The following is a 16,358-nucleotide window of genomic DNA, read 5'->3' on the forward strand; positions in this document are numbered from 1 at the left end:
TCGCTCATGAGCGGCGCGGTATGCCCCGGATCCTTCGACCCGGTCCATCTCGGGCACGTCGACGTCTTCGAGCGCGCGGCCGCGCAGTTCGACGAGGTGATCGTCGCTGTTCTGGTCAACCCCAACAAAAAGGGCATGTTCACGCTCGACGAGCGCATCGCGATGATCGAGGAGTCCACCGAGCACCTGCCGAACCTGCGCGTCGAATCGGGTCAGGGCCTGGTGGTCGACTTCGCCCGGCAGCGCGGCGTGACGGCGATCGTCAAGGGTCTGCGCGGTGGTGCCGACTTCGAATACGAACTGCAGATGGCGCAGATGAACAAGCACATCGCCGGCGTCGACACGTTCTTCGTGGCCGCGATACCGCGGTACTCGTTCGTGTCGTCGTCGTTGGCCAAGGAGGTCGCGTCGATGGGTGGCGACGTCTCCGAACTGCTTCCCGCCGCGGTGAACACCCGCCTGCAGGCCAAGCTGAGCCAGGGTTAGTCCGCTCCAGCAGGGGTAATCAGGTGGAGGCGCACAGCCCATTCGCGCCCACACCACTACCGAAATGCAGGAGGTTTCTGCCATGGCTGAAACGTTTGTCCAGAACACCGACGACGTCGTGAAATTTCTTACCGACCAACACAACCTGATCAAGGACCTGTTCGAAGAAGTGCTGGGCGCGTCGGAAACCGAGGCGCGCGAGAAGGCGTTTGCCGATCTGCGTCAGCTGCTGGCCGTGCATGAGACTGCCGAGGAGATGGTGGTCCACCCGCGCGCCCGCAAGGACGTCGCCGACGGTGAGGCCATCGTCGACGCACGCCTCAAGGAAGAGCATGAGGCCAAGGAGTTCCTGTCGCGGCTCGAGAAGATGGACATCGGGTCGCAGGAGTTCATCGACGAACTGAAGAAGTTCCGTGAGGACGTCGTCGAGCACGCCCAACTCGAGGAGCGCGAGGAGTTCAGCCACCTGCAGAAGAACCTCGACGGCGATGACCTCAAGCGGATGGCGGGCGCCGTGCAGGCTGCCGAGGCGATCGCCCCGACCCATCCGCATGCGGGTGTCGAGTCGGCCAAGGCCAATTTCGCGCTCGGACCGTTCGCTTCGATGCTCGACCGCGCCCGCGACCTCATCGGCGCGGCGGTGAAGTAGGGGAATCTCGGCCGTCGTGGTCGCCGAATCTGAACTTGTGTTCGAGAAATCGCCGATTTCGCGCGAAGAAGTTCAGATTCGAGGAAGACCCACGCCCGCCCACGGGCGCCACTGGAGGATGCCGCCCGGGCGGGTTTTGGCCTCGGTCTCGGGCGGTTGACATAATGCGGGCAGCAATTCAGCCGGGAGTTGCGGCCTGGGGAGTGGAGAGACTCAGCAATCCATGAATTTCCGACGTCCGGGGCGACACACCGGGCGGGAAGCTGAGTCACAGGGGTAACACCAGGCACACTAGTAACTGTCAACTACGCCTGGAGGGTGTTGCCGTGTACCGAGTCTTTGAGGCGCTCGACGAACTGAGCGCGATTGTGGAAGAAGCCCGCGGCGTGCCGATGACGGCAGGCTGCGTCGTGCCCCGCGGCGATGTCCTCGAACTGATCGACGACATCAAGGACGCGATTCCCGGTGAGCTCGACGATGCCCAGGACGTCCTCGATGCCCGCGACGGGATGCTGCGCGAGGCCAAGGACCACTCCGACTCGATGGTGTCCACGGCCACCGCCGAGGCGGATTCCGTCCTGAACCACGCCCGCGCGGAAGCGGACCGGCTGCTCGCCGACGCGAAGGCCCAGGCCGATCGGATGGTGGCCGAGGCTCGCCAGCACAGCGAGCGGATGGTCGGCGAGGCCCGCGAGGAGGCCACCCGTGTCGCCGCCACCGCCAAGCGCGAGTACGAGGCCAGCACCGGGCGGGCCAAGACCGAAGCCGACCGGCTCATCGAGAGCGGCAACCTGGCCTACGAGAAGGCTGTGCAAGAGGGCATCAAGGAGCAGCAGCGGCTGGTGTCACAGACCGAGATCGTCGCGACCGCGACCGCCGAGGCGACCCGGTTGATCGATTCCGCGCACGCCGAGGCCGACCGGTTGCGCGGCGAGTGCGACATCTACGTCGACAGCAAGCTCGCGGAGTTCGAGGACTTCCTCAACGGCACGCTGCGCTCCGTCGGTCGAGGTCGTCACCAACTTCGCACCGCCGCGGGCACGCACGACTACGCCGCGCGCTGAGCGCCGAGGGCCGCCAAGAATCCTCGCCGTAAACTCGGTACTTATGGCGACGCATGCCAAAGCGGCGGCGCATCGCGCGTCACAATCGCCGCTCGTGATCAACATCTCCCGGCTCGGTAGGCGACCCGGGTCGATGATGTCTGTCTCCGAAACGGTGCCCAGCCCGTCGCGCATCGGCCTCGACCTGATCGCCATCGACAAAGGCGCACCCCTGGAGCTCGACCTGCGTGTCGAGTCGGTGTCGGAGGGAGTCCTGATCTCCGGGACGGTGTCCGCGCCCACGACGGGCGACTGCGCGCGATGCCTGACGCCGGTCACCGGCGACGTCGAGATCTACCTCACCGAACTGTTCGCCTATCCCGACAGCGCCACCGACGAGACGACCGAAGCCGACGAGGTCGGTCGCGTGGTGGATGACACCGTCGACCTGGAGCAGCCGATCATCGACGCCGTCGGGCTGGTGCTGCCCTTCGCGCCGCTGTGCGGTCCGGACTGCGCGGGCCTGTGCCCGGACTGCGGCGTGGCCTTGGCCACCGCCGAACCCGGTCACCGCCACGAGCGGATCGACCCGCGCTGGGCGAAGCTGGCCGGCATGTTCGACACTGTCGGCGGAGCCGACGATCCCACTGAGGACACGCGTGAGTGAGCGCGCCGCGCTGCTGGCGGCGCTGGGTGTCGATCTGCCCGACGAACTGCTCACCATGGCGCTCACCCATCGCAGCTACTCCTACGAGAACGGCGGCCTGCCGACCAACGAGCGATTGGAGTTCCTCGGCGACGCCGTGCTCGGGCTGACCATCACCGAGGAGCTCTACCACCGGCACCCCGACCGGTCCGAGGGCGATCTGGCCAAGCTGCGCGCCAGCATCGTCAACACGCAGGCGCTCGCCGACGTCGGTCGTCAGCTGTCCGATGGCGGGCTCGGTGCCTACTTGCTGCTCGGCAAGGGCGAGCTGAACTCCGGCGGCGCCGACAAGGCCAGCATCTTGGCCGACGGCGTCGAATCCCTGTTGGGTGCAATTTATTTGGAGCACGGCAACGCGGTCGTGCGCGAGGTGATCCTGCGGCTGTTCGCCGACCTGCTGGACACCGCGCCCACGTTGGGCGCCGGGCTGGACTGGAAGAGCAGTCTGCAGGAGCTGACCGCGTCGCGCGGTCTTGGCGCGCCCACCTATCTCGTCACCTCAACGGGTCCGGACCACGACAAAGAGTTCACCGCGACGGTCATGGTGACCGACACCGAATACGGCAGGGGCGTCGGGCGCACCAAGAAGGAGGCCGAACTCAAGGCGGCGGCGGCGGCGTGGAACGCGCTGACCGCCGAGGTAGATGCCTGAGCTTCCCGAGGTCGAGGTCGTCCGCCGCGGACTGGACGCGCACGTCGTCGACAGGACCATCAGGGCTGTGCGCGTACATCATCCGCGCGCGGTACGGCGCCACGAGGCGGGACCCGCGGATCTGACCGCGCGCCTGCTCGACAGCACGATCACCGGGACCGGGCGGCGAGGTAAGTACCTGTGGCTGACGCTGGACGACGGCTCCGCGCTGGTCGTGCATCTCGGCATGAGCGGGCAGATGTTGCTGGGCGCGCCTCCGAGCGAGAACCACTTGCGCATCGCGGCGCTGCTGGATGACGGCACCGCGCTGAGCTTCGTCGACCAGCGCACGTTCGGCGGCTGGATGCTCACCGACATGGTCACCGTGGACGGGACCGACGTCCCGTTTCCCGTCGCGCACCTCGCGCGTGACCCGCTCGATCCGCACTTCAACCGCGACGGCGTGGTGAAAGTGTTGCGTGGCAAGCACTCCGAGATCAAACGTCAGCTGCTCGACCAGACCGTCGTCTCGGGCATCGGCAACATCTACGCCGACGAGGCGCTGTGGCGGGCCAAGGTCAACGGCGCCCGGTTGGCGTCGTCTCTGAGCAGGCCGAAGCTGGGCGAACTGCTCGACGCGGCCGCCGAGGTGATGGAGGAGGCGCTCGCCCAAGGCGGGACGTCGTTCGACTCGCTGTATGTCAACGTCAACGGCGAGTCGGGTTACTTCGACCGCTCGCTGGACGCCTATGGGCGCGAAGGTGAGCCCTGCCGACGCTGTGGGGCCATCATGCGGCGGGAGAAGTTCATGAACCGCTCGTCGTTCTACTGTCCGCGTTGCCAGCCCAGGCCACGGGTGCGGCGAACCGCGCCGAGAGCGACGTAATGGTCGATTGCGCGCGCGGTTTTCCGCCAATTCGTCGGTCTGGGCGAAGATGGGGCCATGACCGAACTTTGGGTTGAGCGGACGGGAGCGCGGCGCTACACCGGACGCAACTCCCGCGGCGCGGAGGTGCTCGTCGGCAACGAGGACATCGACGGCGTCTTCACGCCTGGCGAGCTGATGAAGATCGCGCTCGCCGCCTGCAGCGGGATGGCCAGCGACGTGCCCCTGCAGCGGCGCCTCGGCGAGCAGTACCGCACCACGATCCGCGTCTCCGGGGCGGCCGACCGCGAGCAGGAGCGCTATCCGCTGCTCGACGAGCGAATGGAACTCGACCTGTCCGGGCTCTCCGAGCAGGAGCGGGCGCGGGTGCTCACGGTCGTCGAGCGCGCCATCGACCAGGTCTGCACCGTCGGCCGCACCCTCAAGGCTGGGGCCAAAGTGACGTTTGAGGTAGATGATGCGGGAGTTAGCTGAGGTACGCCTGACAGCTTGGGTGCACGGGCACGTTCAGGGTGTCGGCTTCCGGTGGTGGACGCGCGCCCGAGCACTGGAACTGGGGCTGACCGGATTCGCGGCCAACAAGCCCGACGGCCGGGTTCAGGTGGTCGCCCAGGGGCCACGCGAGTCCTGTCAGCGGCTACTTGACCTGCTGCAAAGCGGAGAAACGCCGGGGCGGGTCGACAATGTCGTCGCCGACTTCACAGAACCTCGCGACTCGCTACAAGGGTTCACCGAGCGATAGCCGCTGCGGCGGTAGTGTGGCACGTCGTGCACCTCAAGAGTCTGACCCTGAAGGGCTTCAAGTCGTTTGCTTCGCCGACGACTCTGCGCTTCGAGCCAGGCATCACGTGCGTGGTCGGGCCCAACGGTTCGGGTAAGTCCAATGTCGTCGACGCGCTCACCTGGGTGATGGGTGAGCAGGGGGCCAAGACGTTGCGCGGCGGCAAGATGGAGGACGTCATCTTCGCCGGCACGTCGTCGCGCCCGCCGCTGGGCCGCGCCGAGGTGACGGTGACCATCGACAACTCCGACAACTCGCTGCCGATCGAGTACTCCGAGGTGTCGATCACCCGGCGGATGTTCCGCGACGGCGGCAGCGAGTACGAGATCAACGGCAGCAGTTGCCGGTTGATGGACGTGCAGGAACTGCTGTCCGACTCCGGCATCGGGCGCGAGATGCACGTCATCGTCGGTCAGGGCAAGCTCTCCGAGATCCTCGAGTCGCGCCCCGAGGACCGGCGCGCGTTCATCGAGGAGGCCGCCGGCGTCCTCAAGCACCGCAAGCGCAAGGAAAAAGCGGTCCGCAAGCTCGACGCGATGTCGGCAAACCTGAACCGGCTGACCGACCTGACCACCGAACTGCGCCGTCAGCTCAAACCGCTCGGGCGTCAAGCCGAGATGGCCCGGCGCGCACAAACCATCCAGGCCGATCTGCGCGACGCTCGGTTGCGGCTGGCCGCCGACGACCTCGTCACCCGCCGCGCCGAGTTCGACAACACCAACCAGGCCGAGACCACGCTGCGGCGCGAACACGACGAGATCGCCACGCGGCTCGAGGCCAAGACCGCCGAGCTGGCCGCGCACGAGGCGGCGGTGGTCAGCCTCAGCGAACGCGCGGACGCGGCGCAGCAGAGGTGGTTCGCGCTGTCCGCTCTCGCCGAACGCGTCAGCGCGACGGTGCGCATCGCGAGCGAGCGCGCACAGCATCTCGACACCGAGCCCGAGGCGTCGACGGGTCCGGATCCCGACACCCTGGAAGCCCAGGCCGACGAGGTCGCCGAACAGGAGCGCCGGCTGCTCGGCGAGCTGACCGAGTCGCGCGGCAAGCTCGAGGCGGCCCGCGCCGAACTCGCCGAACGCGAGCGCATCGCCGCCGAGGCCGAGCGTGCACACATGGCCGCCGCCCGCGCCGAGGCCGACCGACGCGAGGGTCTGGCGCGGCTGGCCGGTCAGGTCGACACCATGCGCACTCGCGTGGAATCGATCGACGAGACCGTCGCCCGCCTGACCGGCACCATCGACGAGGCCGCCACCCGCGCGCAACAGACCCAGGCCGAGTTCGAGACCGTGCAGAGTCGCGTCGGCGAACTCGACGCCGGTGAGGTCGGTCTCGACGATCACCACGACCGTACGGTCGCCGCGCTGCGGCTCGCCGATGAACGCGTCGCCGAACTGCAGGCCGCCGAACGTGGCGCCGAACGTCAGGTGGCCTCGCTGCGCGCGCGTATCGAGGCCCTCTCGGTGGGTCTCGATCGCAAGGACGGCGCGGCCTGGCTACAGAAGAACCGTGGTGGGGCAGGGCTTCTCGGCTCGGTCGCCAACCTGTTGAAGGTGCGCAACGGCTACGAGGTGGCCGTCGCGACCGTGCTGGGTGCCGCGGCCGACGCGGTGGCCGCCGAGAGCCCGGGCGCCGCTCGTGCAGCGGTCGCGGCGCTCAAGGAGTCCGACGGCGGCCGGGCGGCGATCGTGCTGAGCGACTGGCCGAATCGTGAGGTGCCGCAGGCACAGTCGTTGCCCGACGGCGCGGTGCGCGCGGTTGATCTGGTCGAGGCGCCACAGCGTCTGCAGGGCGCGGTCCGGGCCATGCTCGCCGACGTCGTGGTGGTCTCGGACCTGGCCGCTGCACTGGACGCGGTCGCGGCGCATCCGACGCTGCGGGCGGTCACCACCGACGGCGATCTCGTGGGTCCGGGCTGGGTCAGCGGCGGATCCGATCGCAAACCCAGCACGCTCGAGATCGCATCGGAGGTCGACAAGGCCCGCGCCGAGCTCGCCGAGGCCGAAAAGCAGGTCGACGAGCTGTCGGCGGCGCTGTCCGGTGCGCTCGCCGAACAGGCCAGCCGTCAGGATGCCGCCGAGCAGGCGCTGGCCGCGCTCAACGAATCCGACGCGGCGATCTCGGCGATCTACGAGCAGTTGGGTCGGCTCGGTCAGGACGCCCGTTCGGCCGACGACGAATGGCAGCGGCTGATCCAGCAGCGAAATGAGCTGGAAACCAATCGGTCCCGCACCGTCGACGAACTCACCGAGCTCGAGCAGAGGCTGCACAACGCACAGCAGGAGCCGACGTTCGAAGCCGAGCCCGTCAACCGGCAAGAGACGACGGCAGCGGCAGAGGCGGCCCGCACCGCCGAGGTGGAGGCCCGGTTGACGGTGCGCACCGCCGAAGAGCGCGCCAATGCCGTTCGCGGAAAGGCTGATTCGCTGCGTCGGGCCGCCGCGGCCGAACGCGAGGCAAGGCTGCGCGCGATGCGTGCCCGCGAAGCTCGTCGACATGCGGCGGCCGTGGCGGGCGCGGTCGCGGAATCGGGTCGCGTTGTCGCGCAACGGCTCAGCGCCGTCGTGGCGGTGGCCTCACGCGCCCGCGACGAGGTCGCCGCCGAACGACAGCACCGCGCCGCCACGCTGGCAGCGACGCGCGACGAGGTCAACGAGCTCACCGCCAAGGTCAACGGCCTCACCGAGGCGCTGCACAAGGACGAGGTCGCCAAGGCGCAGGCCGCGCTGCGGATCGAGCAGCTCGAGGAGCAGGTGCTCGAGCAGTTCGGCATGGCAACCGCCGACCTGATCGGCGAATACGGGCCGGACGTGCCGCTACCACCAACGGAATTGGAGATGGCCGAGTTCGAGCAGGCGCGCGAGCGTGGCGAGCAGGTCACCGCGCCCGCACCGATGCCGTTCGACCGCGCGACGCAGGAACGGCGCGCCAAGAAGGCTGAGCGAGAGCTCAACGAACTGGGCCGGGTCAACCCGCTGGCGCTCGAGGAGTTCGCCGCGCTCGAGGAGCGGTACAACTTCCTGTCCACCCAACTGGAGGACGTCAAGGGTGCCCGCAAGGACCTCCTCGACGTGATCGAGGACGTGGACGCACGCATCCTTCAGGTGTTCACCGAGGCGTACGCCGACGTGGAACGCGAATTCACCCAGGTGTTTTCGACGCTGTTCCCCGGCGGCGAAGGCAGGCTGCTGCTGACGAACCCCAACGACATGCTGACCACCGGCATCGAGGTCGAGGCGCGCCCGCCCGGCAAGAAGATCAAGCGTTTGTCGCTGCTGTCCGGCGGTGAGAAATCGCTGACCGCGGTCGCGATGCTCGTCGCGATCTTCCGCGCGAGGCCGTCGCCGTTCTATGTGATGGACGAGGTCGAGGCGGCGCTCGACGATGTGAACCTGCGCCGACTGATCAGTTTGTTCGAGCAGCTGCGCGAGCGCTCCCAGCTGATCGTGATCACCCACCAGAAGCCGACGATGGAGGTCGCCGACGCCCTGTACGGCGTCACCATGCGCGACGACGGCATCACCGCGGTCATCAGCCAGCGCATGCGCGGGCAGGAACTGGTCGGCGCGGCCAACTGAGCCGCGGTTTGTGCACCGTCTGGCGCGCTGAGCGCAACAAGCGGTGCACAGATCGAGGCCCGAGGGGGCGCGGGGGGCGTCGGCGCGACTCAGCTTGAGACAATGGCGCCGTGACTGATGTTGGCTCGATGTGGTTGTGGATCGCGATCGCGGTCACCGCCGTTTTGTTGGTCGCCGCGCTCGTCGTCGGGCTGGTGCGGTATCGACGGCGGCGCATCCGGTTGTCGTCGACGGAGGCGGCCACGCCGATCGACCGTTCCGGGGGCTATACCGCCTCCTCAGGGATCACGTTCTCGCAATCCGCGCCGACCGCGCCCCCCGAACGGATCGACACCACCGGCCTGCCCGCCGTCGGTGACGACGCCACCATTCCGAGGGACGCGCCGAAGCGCCCGATCGCCGACGTGCAGCTACCCGAGCCGCCGGTTCATGAGCGCCCCGCACCCGCGCCCGCCGAGCCGGCGCCCGCGCCTGAACCTGCCGAACCGGCGCCCGCCCTCGACGAGCCGGCCCCCGTCGTCGAGCAGGACGCACCGCTCCTCGACGAGATCGCACCGACCGAAGGACGGCTCGAGCGGCTGCGCGGCAGGCTCGCCAAGTCACAGAACACTCTCGGACGCAGCATGTTGGGGCTGCTCGGCGGTGGTGACCTGGACGACGAGTCGTGGGAGGAAGTCGAGGACACGCTGCTGATCGCCGACCTCGGGCCCGTCGTGACGGAGTCGGTGGTCGCCGCGCTGCGCGCCCGAATGGCCAGCAGCCGGGTCCGCAACGAGGCCGACGCCCGCGCCGTGCTGCGCGAGGTCCTCATCGAGGCGCTGCAGCCCGACCTCGACCGCTCGATCAGGGCGCTGCCGCATGCGGATAAGCCTTCGGTGCTGCTGGTCGTCGGGGTGAACGGAACCGGTAAGACGACCACCGTCGGCAAGCTGGCCCGCGTCCTGGTCGCCGACGGTCGCCGCGTCGTGCTCGGTGCGGCCGACACCTTCCGCGCCGCCGCGGCCGATCAGTTGCAGTCGTGGGCGTCGCGCGTGGGGGCGCAAGTGGTGCGCGGCCCGGAGGGCGCCGACCCCGCCTCGGTGGCCTTTGACGCCGTCGACGAGGGCATCAAGGAGGGCGCCGACGTCATCGTCATCGACACCGCCGGGCGCCTGCACACCAAGACCGGGCTGATGGATGAACTCGGCAAGGTCAAGCGGGTGGTCAGCAAGCGCGCCGAGGTCGACGAGGTCCTTCTGGTGCTCGATGCCACGATCGGCCAGAACGGTCTGCCGCAAGCCAGGGTCTTCGCCGAGGTCGTCGACATCACCGGCGTGGTGCTGACGAAGCTCGACGGCACGGCCAAGGGCGGAATCGTCTTTCGTGTCCAGCAGGAATTGGGCGTTCCGGTCAAGCTCGTCGGACTCGGCGAGGGGGCCGACGATCTCGCCCCGTTCGAGCCCGGCGCATTCGTCGACGCGCTTCTCGGATAGTCCGATGCGCCAGGCAGAGCCGCGCGTCGCGGCGGAACCGGCGTGGAAACACGAGCGTAACGCTTCTGGCGTGTCCGTTCACTTCGTGGAAACGGAACAGAATCACCGGTGAAACGCGGACAAAAGAGTCTCTTCGGGAGGCCGATCCGATCGGCGCACTTCCCAAGGAGGTTCACACAAAGTGGTTTCAGCCTTACCCCTTGCCCTACCCGATGATGCGTTCGCGCCGTTCGGCCCCGACGGGTTGAGCTCCGGCGACACCGCATGGGTGCTCACCGCCGCGGCGCTGGTTCTGCTCATGACGCCCGGTCTCGCGTTCTTCTACGGTGGGCTGTCACGCCAGAAGTCGGTTCTGAACATGATGATGATGTCGTTCGGGACCATGGGCGTCGTGAGCGTCATCTACGTGCTGTGGGGCTACTCGATGTCGTTCGCGTCGGCGCACACCGGAAACAGCGACATCGCGGGCATCTTCGACAACCCGTTCTCGCTGTTCGGGCTGAGCCCGCTGCTGGAGACCAAGGAAGTGGACGGAATATCGCTGTACGTTCTCGGCGGATTCGGTTCGGTGCCCGCGATCGTCTGGGCGGGCTTCCAGCTGACCTTCGCGGTCATCACCGTCGCCCTGATCAGCGGCGCGGTGGCCGAGCGCATGAAGTTCGGCACGTGGCTGGTGTTCGGCGGGATCTGGGTGACGTTGGTGTATTTCCCACTGGCCCATATGGTTTGGGGTGGCGGCTTGTTGTCCGGAGCCGAGAACGGTATTGCGGCCAAGCTTTTCGGCGTCAGTGAGGAGGGCACCGCGAACGTATCCCCGATCGACTTCGCCGGCGGCACGGTCGTGCACATCAACGCCGGCATGGCCGCACTGGTGCTTGCGCTGCTGCTCGGTAAGCGGACCGGCTTCGGCAAGGTCGCCTATCGGCCGCACAACATTCCGTTCGTGATGCTGGGCGCGGCCATCCTGTGGTTCGGCTGGTTCGGCTTCAACGTCGGGTCCGAGGGCGCGGCCGACATGCTCGCCGGCCAGGTCTGGGTCAACACCACTGCTGCGACCGCCGCCGCGATGCTGGGCTGGCTGCTGGTGGAGCGGCTCCGCGACGGCCACGCAACCAGCGTCGGTGCCGCCTCGGGCGTCGTGGCCGGCCTCGTGGCCATCACACCGGCCTGCGGTTCGCTGTCGCCCATCGGCTCGTTGATCCTGGGCGTCATCGCGGGCGCGCTTTCGGCGCTGGCGGTCGGACTGAAGTACAAGTTCGGCTACGACGATTCGCTCGACGTGGTCGGCGTGCACCTGGTAGCGGGCCTGTGGGGAACGGTAGGCATCGGCTTCCTGGCGCTGGAGACGGGCCTGTTCTACGGCGGTGGATTCCAGCAGCTCGTCGTGCAGGTCGTCATCGCCTTGGTGGCGGTTATCTTCACCGGCATCATGACCGCGATCATTGCCTTTATCGTTAAGCCGTTGGGTTGGCGCGTTACCGCGGAGGACGAGGACACCGGCATTGATGCGACCGAACATGCTGAAACCGCTTACGAGCTCGTCTGATCGGCAACAATTTCCTCGGAAGGGATCCACTAAATGAAGCTGATTACAGCGATCGTCAAGCCATTCACACTCGAGGATGTCAAAACCGGGCTGGAGCAGACGGGTATCCTCGGGATGACCGTCAGCGAGGTTCAGGGCTACGGCCGCCAGAAGGGGCACACCGAGGTCTACCGCGGCGCTGAGTACTCCGTGGATTTCGTGCCGAAGGTTCGCGTCGAGGTTGTCGTCGAGGACTCCGCCGTCGACAAGGTGGTCGATGTGATCGTCCAGGCCGCTCGGACCGGAAAGATCGGCGACGGCAAGGTGTGGGTAAGTCCCGTCGACACCGTGGTCCGGGTACGCACCGGGGAACGGGGAGCCGACGCCCTTTGAGCCGCTTGTAGAACTGAGAGTTCGTCTCCGTCCGATCACACACCGTGCGCAGTCTTACAGGGGGAGAGGACGAGATGAGTGAGTTGAATCCCGAACCAGCTGCCGACGAGCGCATGGAGCAGCGAACCGCCGCCGGTGCACCTCAATGGGTGGCGCCGGCGGCGGGCTCGTCTCGTCCGGCGACGGACCTCTGCGCCGCGATCAAGCAGCTGTTGACAGACGGTGCGCGCCAACTGGATTCGGCCGCCCTGCGACATGCATTGCAAGATCTGCACGAGTTCTGGCTGACCACCAAGGCCACCGAGATCGGCATCACGCCCACCAGCGGCTTCGCCATCGTCGCGACCGGTGGCCTGGGCCGGGGCGAGTTCGTGCCGCACTCCGACCTGGATCTGATGCTGTTGCACGACAACATGCCGGACGACGTGGTCGGCCAGGTGGCCGAACTGCTGTGGTATCCGTTGTGGGACGCCAACATTCGCCTCGACCACAGTGTGCGCACCGTACCCGAGGCGTTGAAGGTGGCCGGTGAGGACATCTCGGCGGGGTTGGCGATGCTGGAAGCGCGTCATATCGCCGGTGACGCGGACCTGTCCGCGCTGCTGATCGGGGGAGCCCGTCGGCAGTGGCGTACCGGAATCGCTTCGCGCTTCGACGAACTCGTCGAGCACACCCGGGCGCGCTGGCAGCGCAGCGGAGAGATCGCGCACCGCGCCGAGCCGGACCTCAAATGTGGTCGTGGCGGGCTGCGTGACGTGCAGCTGCTCAACGCGCTGGCGATCGCGCAACTGGCCGACGGGTATCCCAACCACACGTTGGCGTCCCCGCTCGGGTCGTTGGGGCAGGCTCATCTGGCGTTGCTCAACGTACGGACCGAACTGCACAGGGTGGCCGGCCGCGGCCGCGACCTGTTGTTGGCCCAACACGCCGACGAGATCGGCGCGGCTCTGCACATCGGTGACCGCTTCGATCTGGCCCGGATGCTGTCCGATGCCGCGCGCACCATCAGCTTCTACGTCGACGCCGGTATCCGCACCGCAGGTAACGCGCTTCCCCGCCGTGGATTCGCGGCATTGCGCCGTCCCCCTCGTCGCCCTCTCGACGAGGGGGTCATCGAGTTCGCAGGTGAGGTCATCCTCGCGCGCGACGCGCGTCCCGAACGCGATCCCGGCCTGATCCTGCGGGTGGCCGCAGCGTCGGCGACGACGGGGCTGCCAATGGCGGCCTCGACGCTGTCCCGGCTGGCCGCAGCGGCCCCCGAACTCCGCACACCCTGGCCGCATCAGGCGCTCAAGGATCTGCTCGTCATGCTGGCCGCGGGGCCGTCGGCGGTCGACACGATCGAGGCGCTGGACCGCACCGGCCTGTGGGGGCGCCTGTTTCCCGAGTGGGGTGCGGTTCGTGACCTTCCTCCGCGCGATGTGGTGCACATTTGGACAGTTGATCGTCATCTTGTCGAAACCGTCGCGCGGGCAAGCGCTTTCACCACGCGAGTGGCTCGTCCGGACCTTCTGATGCTCGGTGCGCTGTGCCATGACATCGGCAAGGGACGCGGCGGCGACCACAGCGTCATCGGTGCGGAGCTGGCCACCCAGATCGGCACCCGGCTGGGGATGTGGCCGTCGGATGTCGAGATCCTGTCGAAGGTCGTCCGCCACCATCTGCTGCTTCCGCACACCGCGACACGGCGCGACCTCCAGGATCCCAACACGATTGGGTCGGTGGTCGACGCTCTCGACGGCGATCCCGTCCTGCTGGAGTTGCTTCACGTCCTCGCGGAGGCCGACTCGCTGGCGACCGGACCGGGCGTCTGGGGCGACTGGAAGGCCTCGCTCCTCGGCGATCTCGTGCACCGCTGCCGGATGGTGATGGCCGGAGAACCACTACCGCAACCGGATCCCATTGATCCGCGGTATCTTTCGCTCGCTGGACAGGTGGGTGTTCATCTGGAGCTGACACCGGGGGACGGCCCGCAGATCTTCAACGTGACGGTCATCGCGCCCGACCGGCGCGGCCTGCTGTCGAAGGCGGCGGGCGTGCTCGCGCTGAACTCGTTGCGCGTCCATTCGGCCTCGGTGAACGGTCACGAGGGCTCGGCGATCAACACGTTCGTCGTCTCCCCGCATTTCGGCTCGCCCCCGGCGGCCGAGGTGCTGCGCCAGCAGTTCATCCTCGCGCTCGACGGTGAACTCGACGTGCAAGAGGCACTGGATCGCCGCGAACGTGAGGCGGCGCAGCACGGCACGTCGCGCGCGGGGGAGGTCCCTGCCGCCGTCCCCATCAACCACGTCACCGCCCCACCACGCATCCTGTGGTCCCAGGGCGCCCGGTCGGGCGAACTGGTCGTGCAGATCCGCAGCACCGACCGCGCGGGCCTGCTGGCCCGGCTGACCGCCGTGTTCGAGCGCGACGGCATCGACATCGCGTGGGCGAAGGTGACGACGATGGGCTCCTCGGTGGTCGACCTGTTCGGCATCACCGCTGATGAGGACGTGCGCGACGAGATCGAACGCGACCTGTACGCGGTGCTGCCTGCCCCGCCGGCCCCCAAACCGGTGTCCGAAGCGAGCTGATCACGGCCGTTCGCGCCGCGCACGCCCTGCTCGGGCGCGCCGCTGTCGGCTCCCATTAGGCTGGACGTCGTGTTTGAATCCCTGTCCGACCGGTTGACCGGGGCCCTGCAGGGCCTGCGCGGCAAAGGGCGGCTGACCGACGCCGATATCGACGCGACCACCCGCGAGATCCGGCTGGCGTTGCTGGAAGCCGACGTGTCGCTGCCCGTCGTGCGCGCCTTCGTCAACCGCATCAAGGAGCGCGCCCGGGGCGCCGAGGTGTCCGGCGCGCTCAACCCGGCCCAGCAGGTCGTCAAGATCGTCAACGAGGAACTGATCGGCATCCTCGGCGGTGAGACCCGCCCGCTGGCATTCGCCAAGACGCCGCCGACGGTGATCATGCTGGCCGGCCTACAGGGTTCCGGCAAGACCACCCTGGCCGGCAAGCTGGCGAGATGGCTTCGCGTTCAAGGGCATACACCGCTTTTGGTGGCGTGCGACCTGCAGCGCCCCGGTGCGGTGAACCAGCTGCAGATCGTCGGCCAGCGCGCCGACGTCGCGGTGTTCGCACCCCACCCCGGTGTGTCGGCGGACGGCTCGGCAGATGCGGCGCCCGGTGATCCGGTCGCGGTAGCGGCCGCGGGCCTGGCCGAGGCCAAGGCCAAACACTTCGACGTGGTCATCGTCGACACCGCGGGCCGCCTCGGCATCGATGATGAGCTGATGAGCCAGGCCGCCGCCATCAGGCAGGCCGTCGATCCGGACGAAGTGATCTTCGTGCTGGACGCGATGATCGGCCAGGACGCGGTGACCACCGCCGAGGCGTTCCGCGAGGGCGTCGGCTTCACCGGCGTGGTGTTGACCAAGCTCGACGGTGACGCACGCGGCGGTGCTGCGCTCTCGGTCCGGGAGATCACCGGCGTGCCGATCCTGTTCGCCTCCAGCGGTGAGAAGCTCGAGGACTTCGACGTCTTCCATCCCGACCGGATGGCCAGCCGCATCCTCGGTATGGGCGATGTGCTGTCGCTGATCGAGCAGGCCGAGCAGGTCTTCGACGCCCAGAAGGCCGAAGAGGCCGCGGCCAAGATCGGCAGTGGCGAACTGACGCTGGAGGACTTTCTCGAGCAGATGCTGGCGATCCGCAAGATGGGCCCGATCGGCAACCTGCTCGGCATGCTGCCCGGCGCGGGTCAGATGAAGGACGCGCTGGCCTCCGTCGACGACAAGCAGCTCGACCGGCTGCAGGCGATCATCCGCGGTATGACGCCCGAGGAGCGCGCCGATCCGAAGATCATCAATGGGTCGCGCCGGCTGCGCATCGCCAACGGGTCGGGTGTGACGGTCGGCGAGGTCAATCAGCTCGTCGAGCGATTCTTCGAGGCCCGCAAGATGATGTCGCAGATGGCAGGCCAGATGGGAATGCCGTTCGGCCGCAAGAACTCTCGTAAGAACACGAAGAACAAGAAGAAGAGCGGAAAGAACAAGAAGTCAGGCAGGGGCCCGACTCCGCCCAAGGTGCGCAACCCCCTGGGCGCCGCGATGCCGGGCATGCCCGCCGGCTTCCCGGACCTGTCCGATATGCCCAAGGGTCTCGACGAGCTCCCGCCCGGACTGGCCGACATCGATCTGTCCAAGCTGAAGTTTCCGGGCCAGAAGTAG

Annotated in this window: 14 protein-coding genes; all 14 read left to right on the forward strand. The window is 67.8% G+C overall.

Annotated features, from left to right (window positions below):
• Window positions 1–6 precede the first annotated feature (6 nt).
• A complete protein-coding gene (gene coaD, locus AU192_RS18190) occupies window positions 7–486 on the forward strand; it encodes a pantetheine-phosphate adenylyltransferase (RefSeq protein WP_064398624.1) in 480 nt (159 codons plus the stop codon).
• Window positions 487–568: 82 nt separating this feature from the next.
• The gene (locus AU192_RS18195; RefSeq protein WP_064398628.1) at window positions 569–1,135 is read left to right on the forward strand and encodes a hemerythrin domain-containing protein; all 567 of its coding nucleotides are present in this window, start codon (window positions 569–571) and stop codon (window positions 1,133–1,135) included.
• 326 nt (window positions 1,136–1,461) lie between these two features.
• A complete protein-coding gene (sepIVA, locus tag AU192_RS18200) occupies window positions 1,462–2,199 on the forward strand; it encodes a cell division protein SepIVA (protein WP_064398631.1) in 738 nt (245 codons plus the stop codon).
• 43 nt (window positions 2,200–2,242) lie between these two features.
• Complete coding sequence (locus tag AU192_RS18205) at window positions 2,243–2,845, forward strand: YceD family protein (protein ID WP_064398633.1); 603 nt, start codon at window positions 2,243–2,245, stop codon at window positions 2,843–2,845.
• The gene (rnc, locus tag AU192_RS18210) at window positions 2,838–3,536 is read left to right on the forward strand and encodes a ribonuclease III (protein WP_064398636.1); all 699 of its coding nucleotides are present in this window, start codon (window positions 2,838–2,840) and stop codon (window positions 3,534–3,536) included. Before AU192_RS18205 ends, rnc begins: the two co-directional genes overlap by 8 nt.
• Window positions 3,529–4,401 (forward strand): bifunctional DNA-formamidopyrimidine glycosylase/DNA-(apurinic or apyrimidinic site) lyase, encoded by an 873-nt coding sequence (mutM, locus tag AU192_RS18215; protein ID WP_064398638.1) that lies wholly within the window; start codon window positions 3,529–3,531, stop codon window positions 4,399–4,401. Before rnc ends, mutM begins: the two co-directional genes overlap by 8 nt.
• Before the next feature lie 57 nt (window positions 4,402–4,458).
• Window positions 4,459–4,875 carry an OsmC family protein gene (locus AU192_RS18220; RefSeq protein ID WP_064398640.1) on the forward strand — a complete coding sequence of 139 codons (417 nt, stop codon included), beginning with the start codon at window positions 4,459–4,461 and terminating at the stop codon, window positions 4,873–4,875.
• Window positions 4,859–5,143, forward strand: coding sequence for an acylphosphatase (locus AU192_RS18225; RefSeq protein WP_064398870.1), 285 nt, complete (start codon window positions 4,859–4,861; stop codon window positions 5,141–5,143). Before AU192_RS18220 ends, AU192_RS18225 begins: the two co-directional genes overlap by 17 nt.
• Window positions 5,144–5,169: 26 nt before the next feature.
• A complete protein-coding gene (smc, locus tag AU192_RS18230) occupies window positions 5,170–8,757 on the forward strand; it encodes a chromosome segregation protein SMC (RefSeq protein WP_165593319.1) in 3,588 nt (1,195 codons plus the stop codon).
• A gap of 128 nt (window positions 8,758–8,885) precedes the next feature.
• Window positions 8,886–10,229 carry a signal recognition particle-docking protein FtsY gene (gene ftsY / locus AU192_RS18235; RefSeq protein WP_165593320.1) on the forward strand — a complete coding sequence of 448 codons (1,344 nt, stop codon included), beginning with the start codon at window positions 8,886–8,888 and terminating at the stop codon, window positions 10,227–10,229.
• A gap of 181 nt (window positions 10,230–10,410) precedes the next feature.
• A complete protein-coding gene (locus AU192_RS18240; protein WP_064398645.1) occupies window positions 10,411–11,775 on the forward strand; it encodes an ammonium transporter in 1,365 nt (454 codons plus the stop codon).
• 33 nt (window positions 11,776–11,808) lie between these two features.
• The gene (locus AU192_RS18245; protein WP_018600748.1) at window positions 11,809–12,147 is read left to right on the forward strand and encodes a P-II family nitrogen regulator; all 339 of its coding nucleotides are present in this window, start codon (window positions 11,809–11,811) and stop codon (window positions 12,145–12,147) included.
• A 74-nt stretch (window positions 12,148–12,221) separates the two neighbouring features.
• Window positions 12,222–14,720: a [protein-PII] uridylyltransferase gene (locus tag AU192_RS18250; RefSeq protein WP_423202711.1), complete on the forward strand. Its 2,499-nt coding sequence runs from the start codon at window positions 12,222–12,224 to the stop codon at window positions 14,718–14,720.
• Between the two features lie 69 nt (window positions 14,721–14,789).
• A complete protein-coding gene (ffh, locus tag AU192_RS18255) occupies window positions 14,790–16,358 on the forward strand; it encodes a signal recognition particle protein (RefSeq protein ID WP_064398649.1) in 1,569 nt (522 codons plus the stop codon).

Source organism: Mycobacterium lehmannii, assembly GCF_001499925.1.
Taxonomy (GTDB): Bacteria; Actinomycetota; Actinomycetes; order Mycobacteriales; family Mycobacteriaceae; genus Mycobacterium; species Mycobacterium lehmannii.

What these genes read in the sequence shown, in the direction of transcription:
- coaD (WP_064398624.1), top strand. Translation starts at nt 7, where the DNA reads ATGAGCGGCGCGGTATGCCCCGGATCCTTCGACCCGGTCCATCTCGGG.
- AU192_RS18195 (WP_064398628.1), top strand. Translation starts at nt 569, where the DNA reads ATGGCTGAAACGTTTGTCCAGAACACCGACGACGTCGTGAAATTTCTT.
- AU192_RS18205 (WP_064398633.1), top strand. Translation starts at nt 2,243, where the DNA reads ATGGCGACGCATGCCAAAGCGGCGGCGCATCGCGCGTCACAATCGCCG.
- mutM (WP_064398638.1), top strand. Translation starts at nt 3,529, where the DNA reads ATGCCTGAGCTTCCCGAGGTCGAGGTCGTCCGCCGCGGACTGGACGCG.
- AU192_RS18220 (WP_064398640.1), top strand. Translation starts at nt 4,459, where the DNA reads ATGACCGAACTTTGGGTTGAGCGGACGGGAGCGCGGCGCTACACCGGA.
- AU192_RS18225 (WP_064398870.1), top strand. Translation starts at nt 4,859, where the DNA reads ATGCGGGAGTTAGCTGAGGTACGCCTGACAGCTTGGGTGCACGGGCAC.
- ftsY (WP_165593320.1), top strand. Translation starts at nt 8,886, where the DNA reads ATGTGGTTGTGGATCGCGATCGCGGTCACCGCCGTTTTGTTGGTCGCC.
- AU192_RS18245 (WP_018600748.1), top strand. Translation starts at nt 11,809, where the DNA reads ATGAAGCTGATTACAGCGATCGTCAAGCCATTCACACTCGAGGATGTC.
- AU192_RS18250 (WP_423202711.1), top strand. Translation starts at nt 12,222, where the DNA reads ATGAGTGAGTTGAATCCCGAACCAGCTGCCGACGAGCGCATGGAGCAG.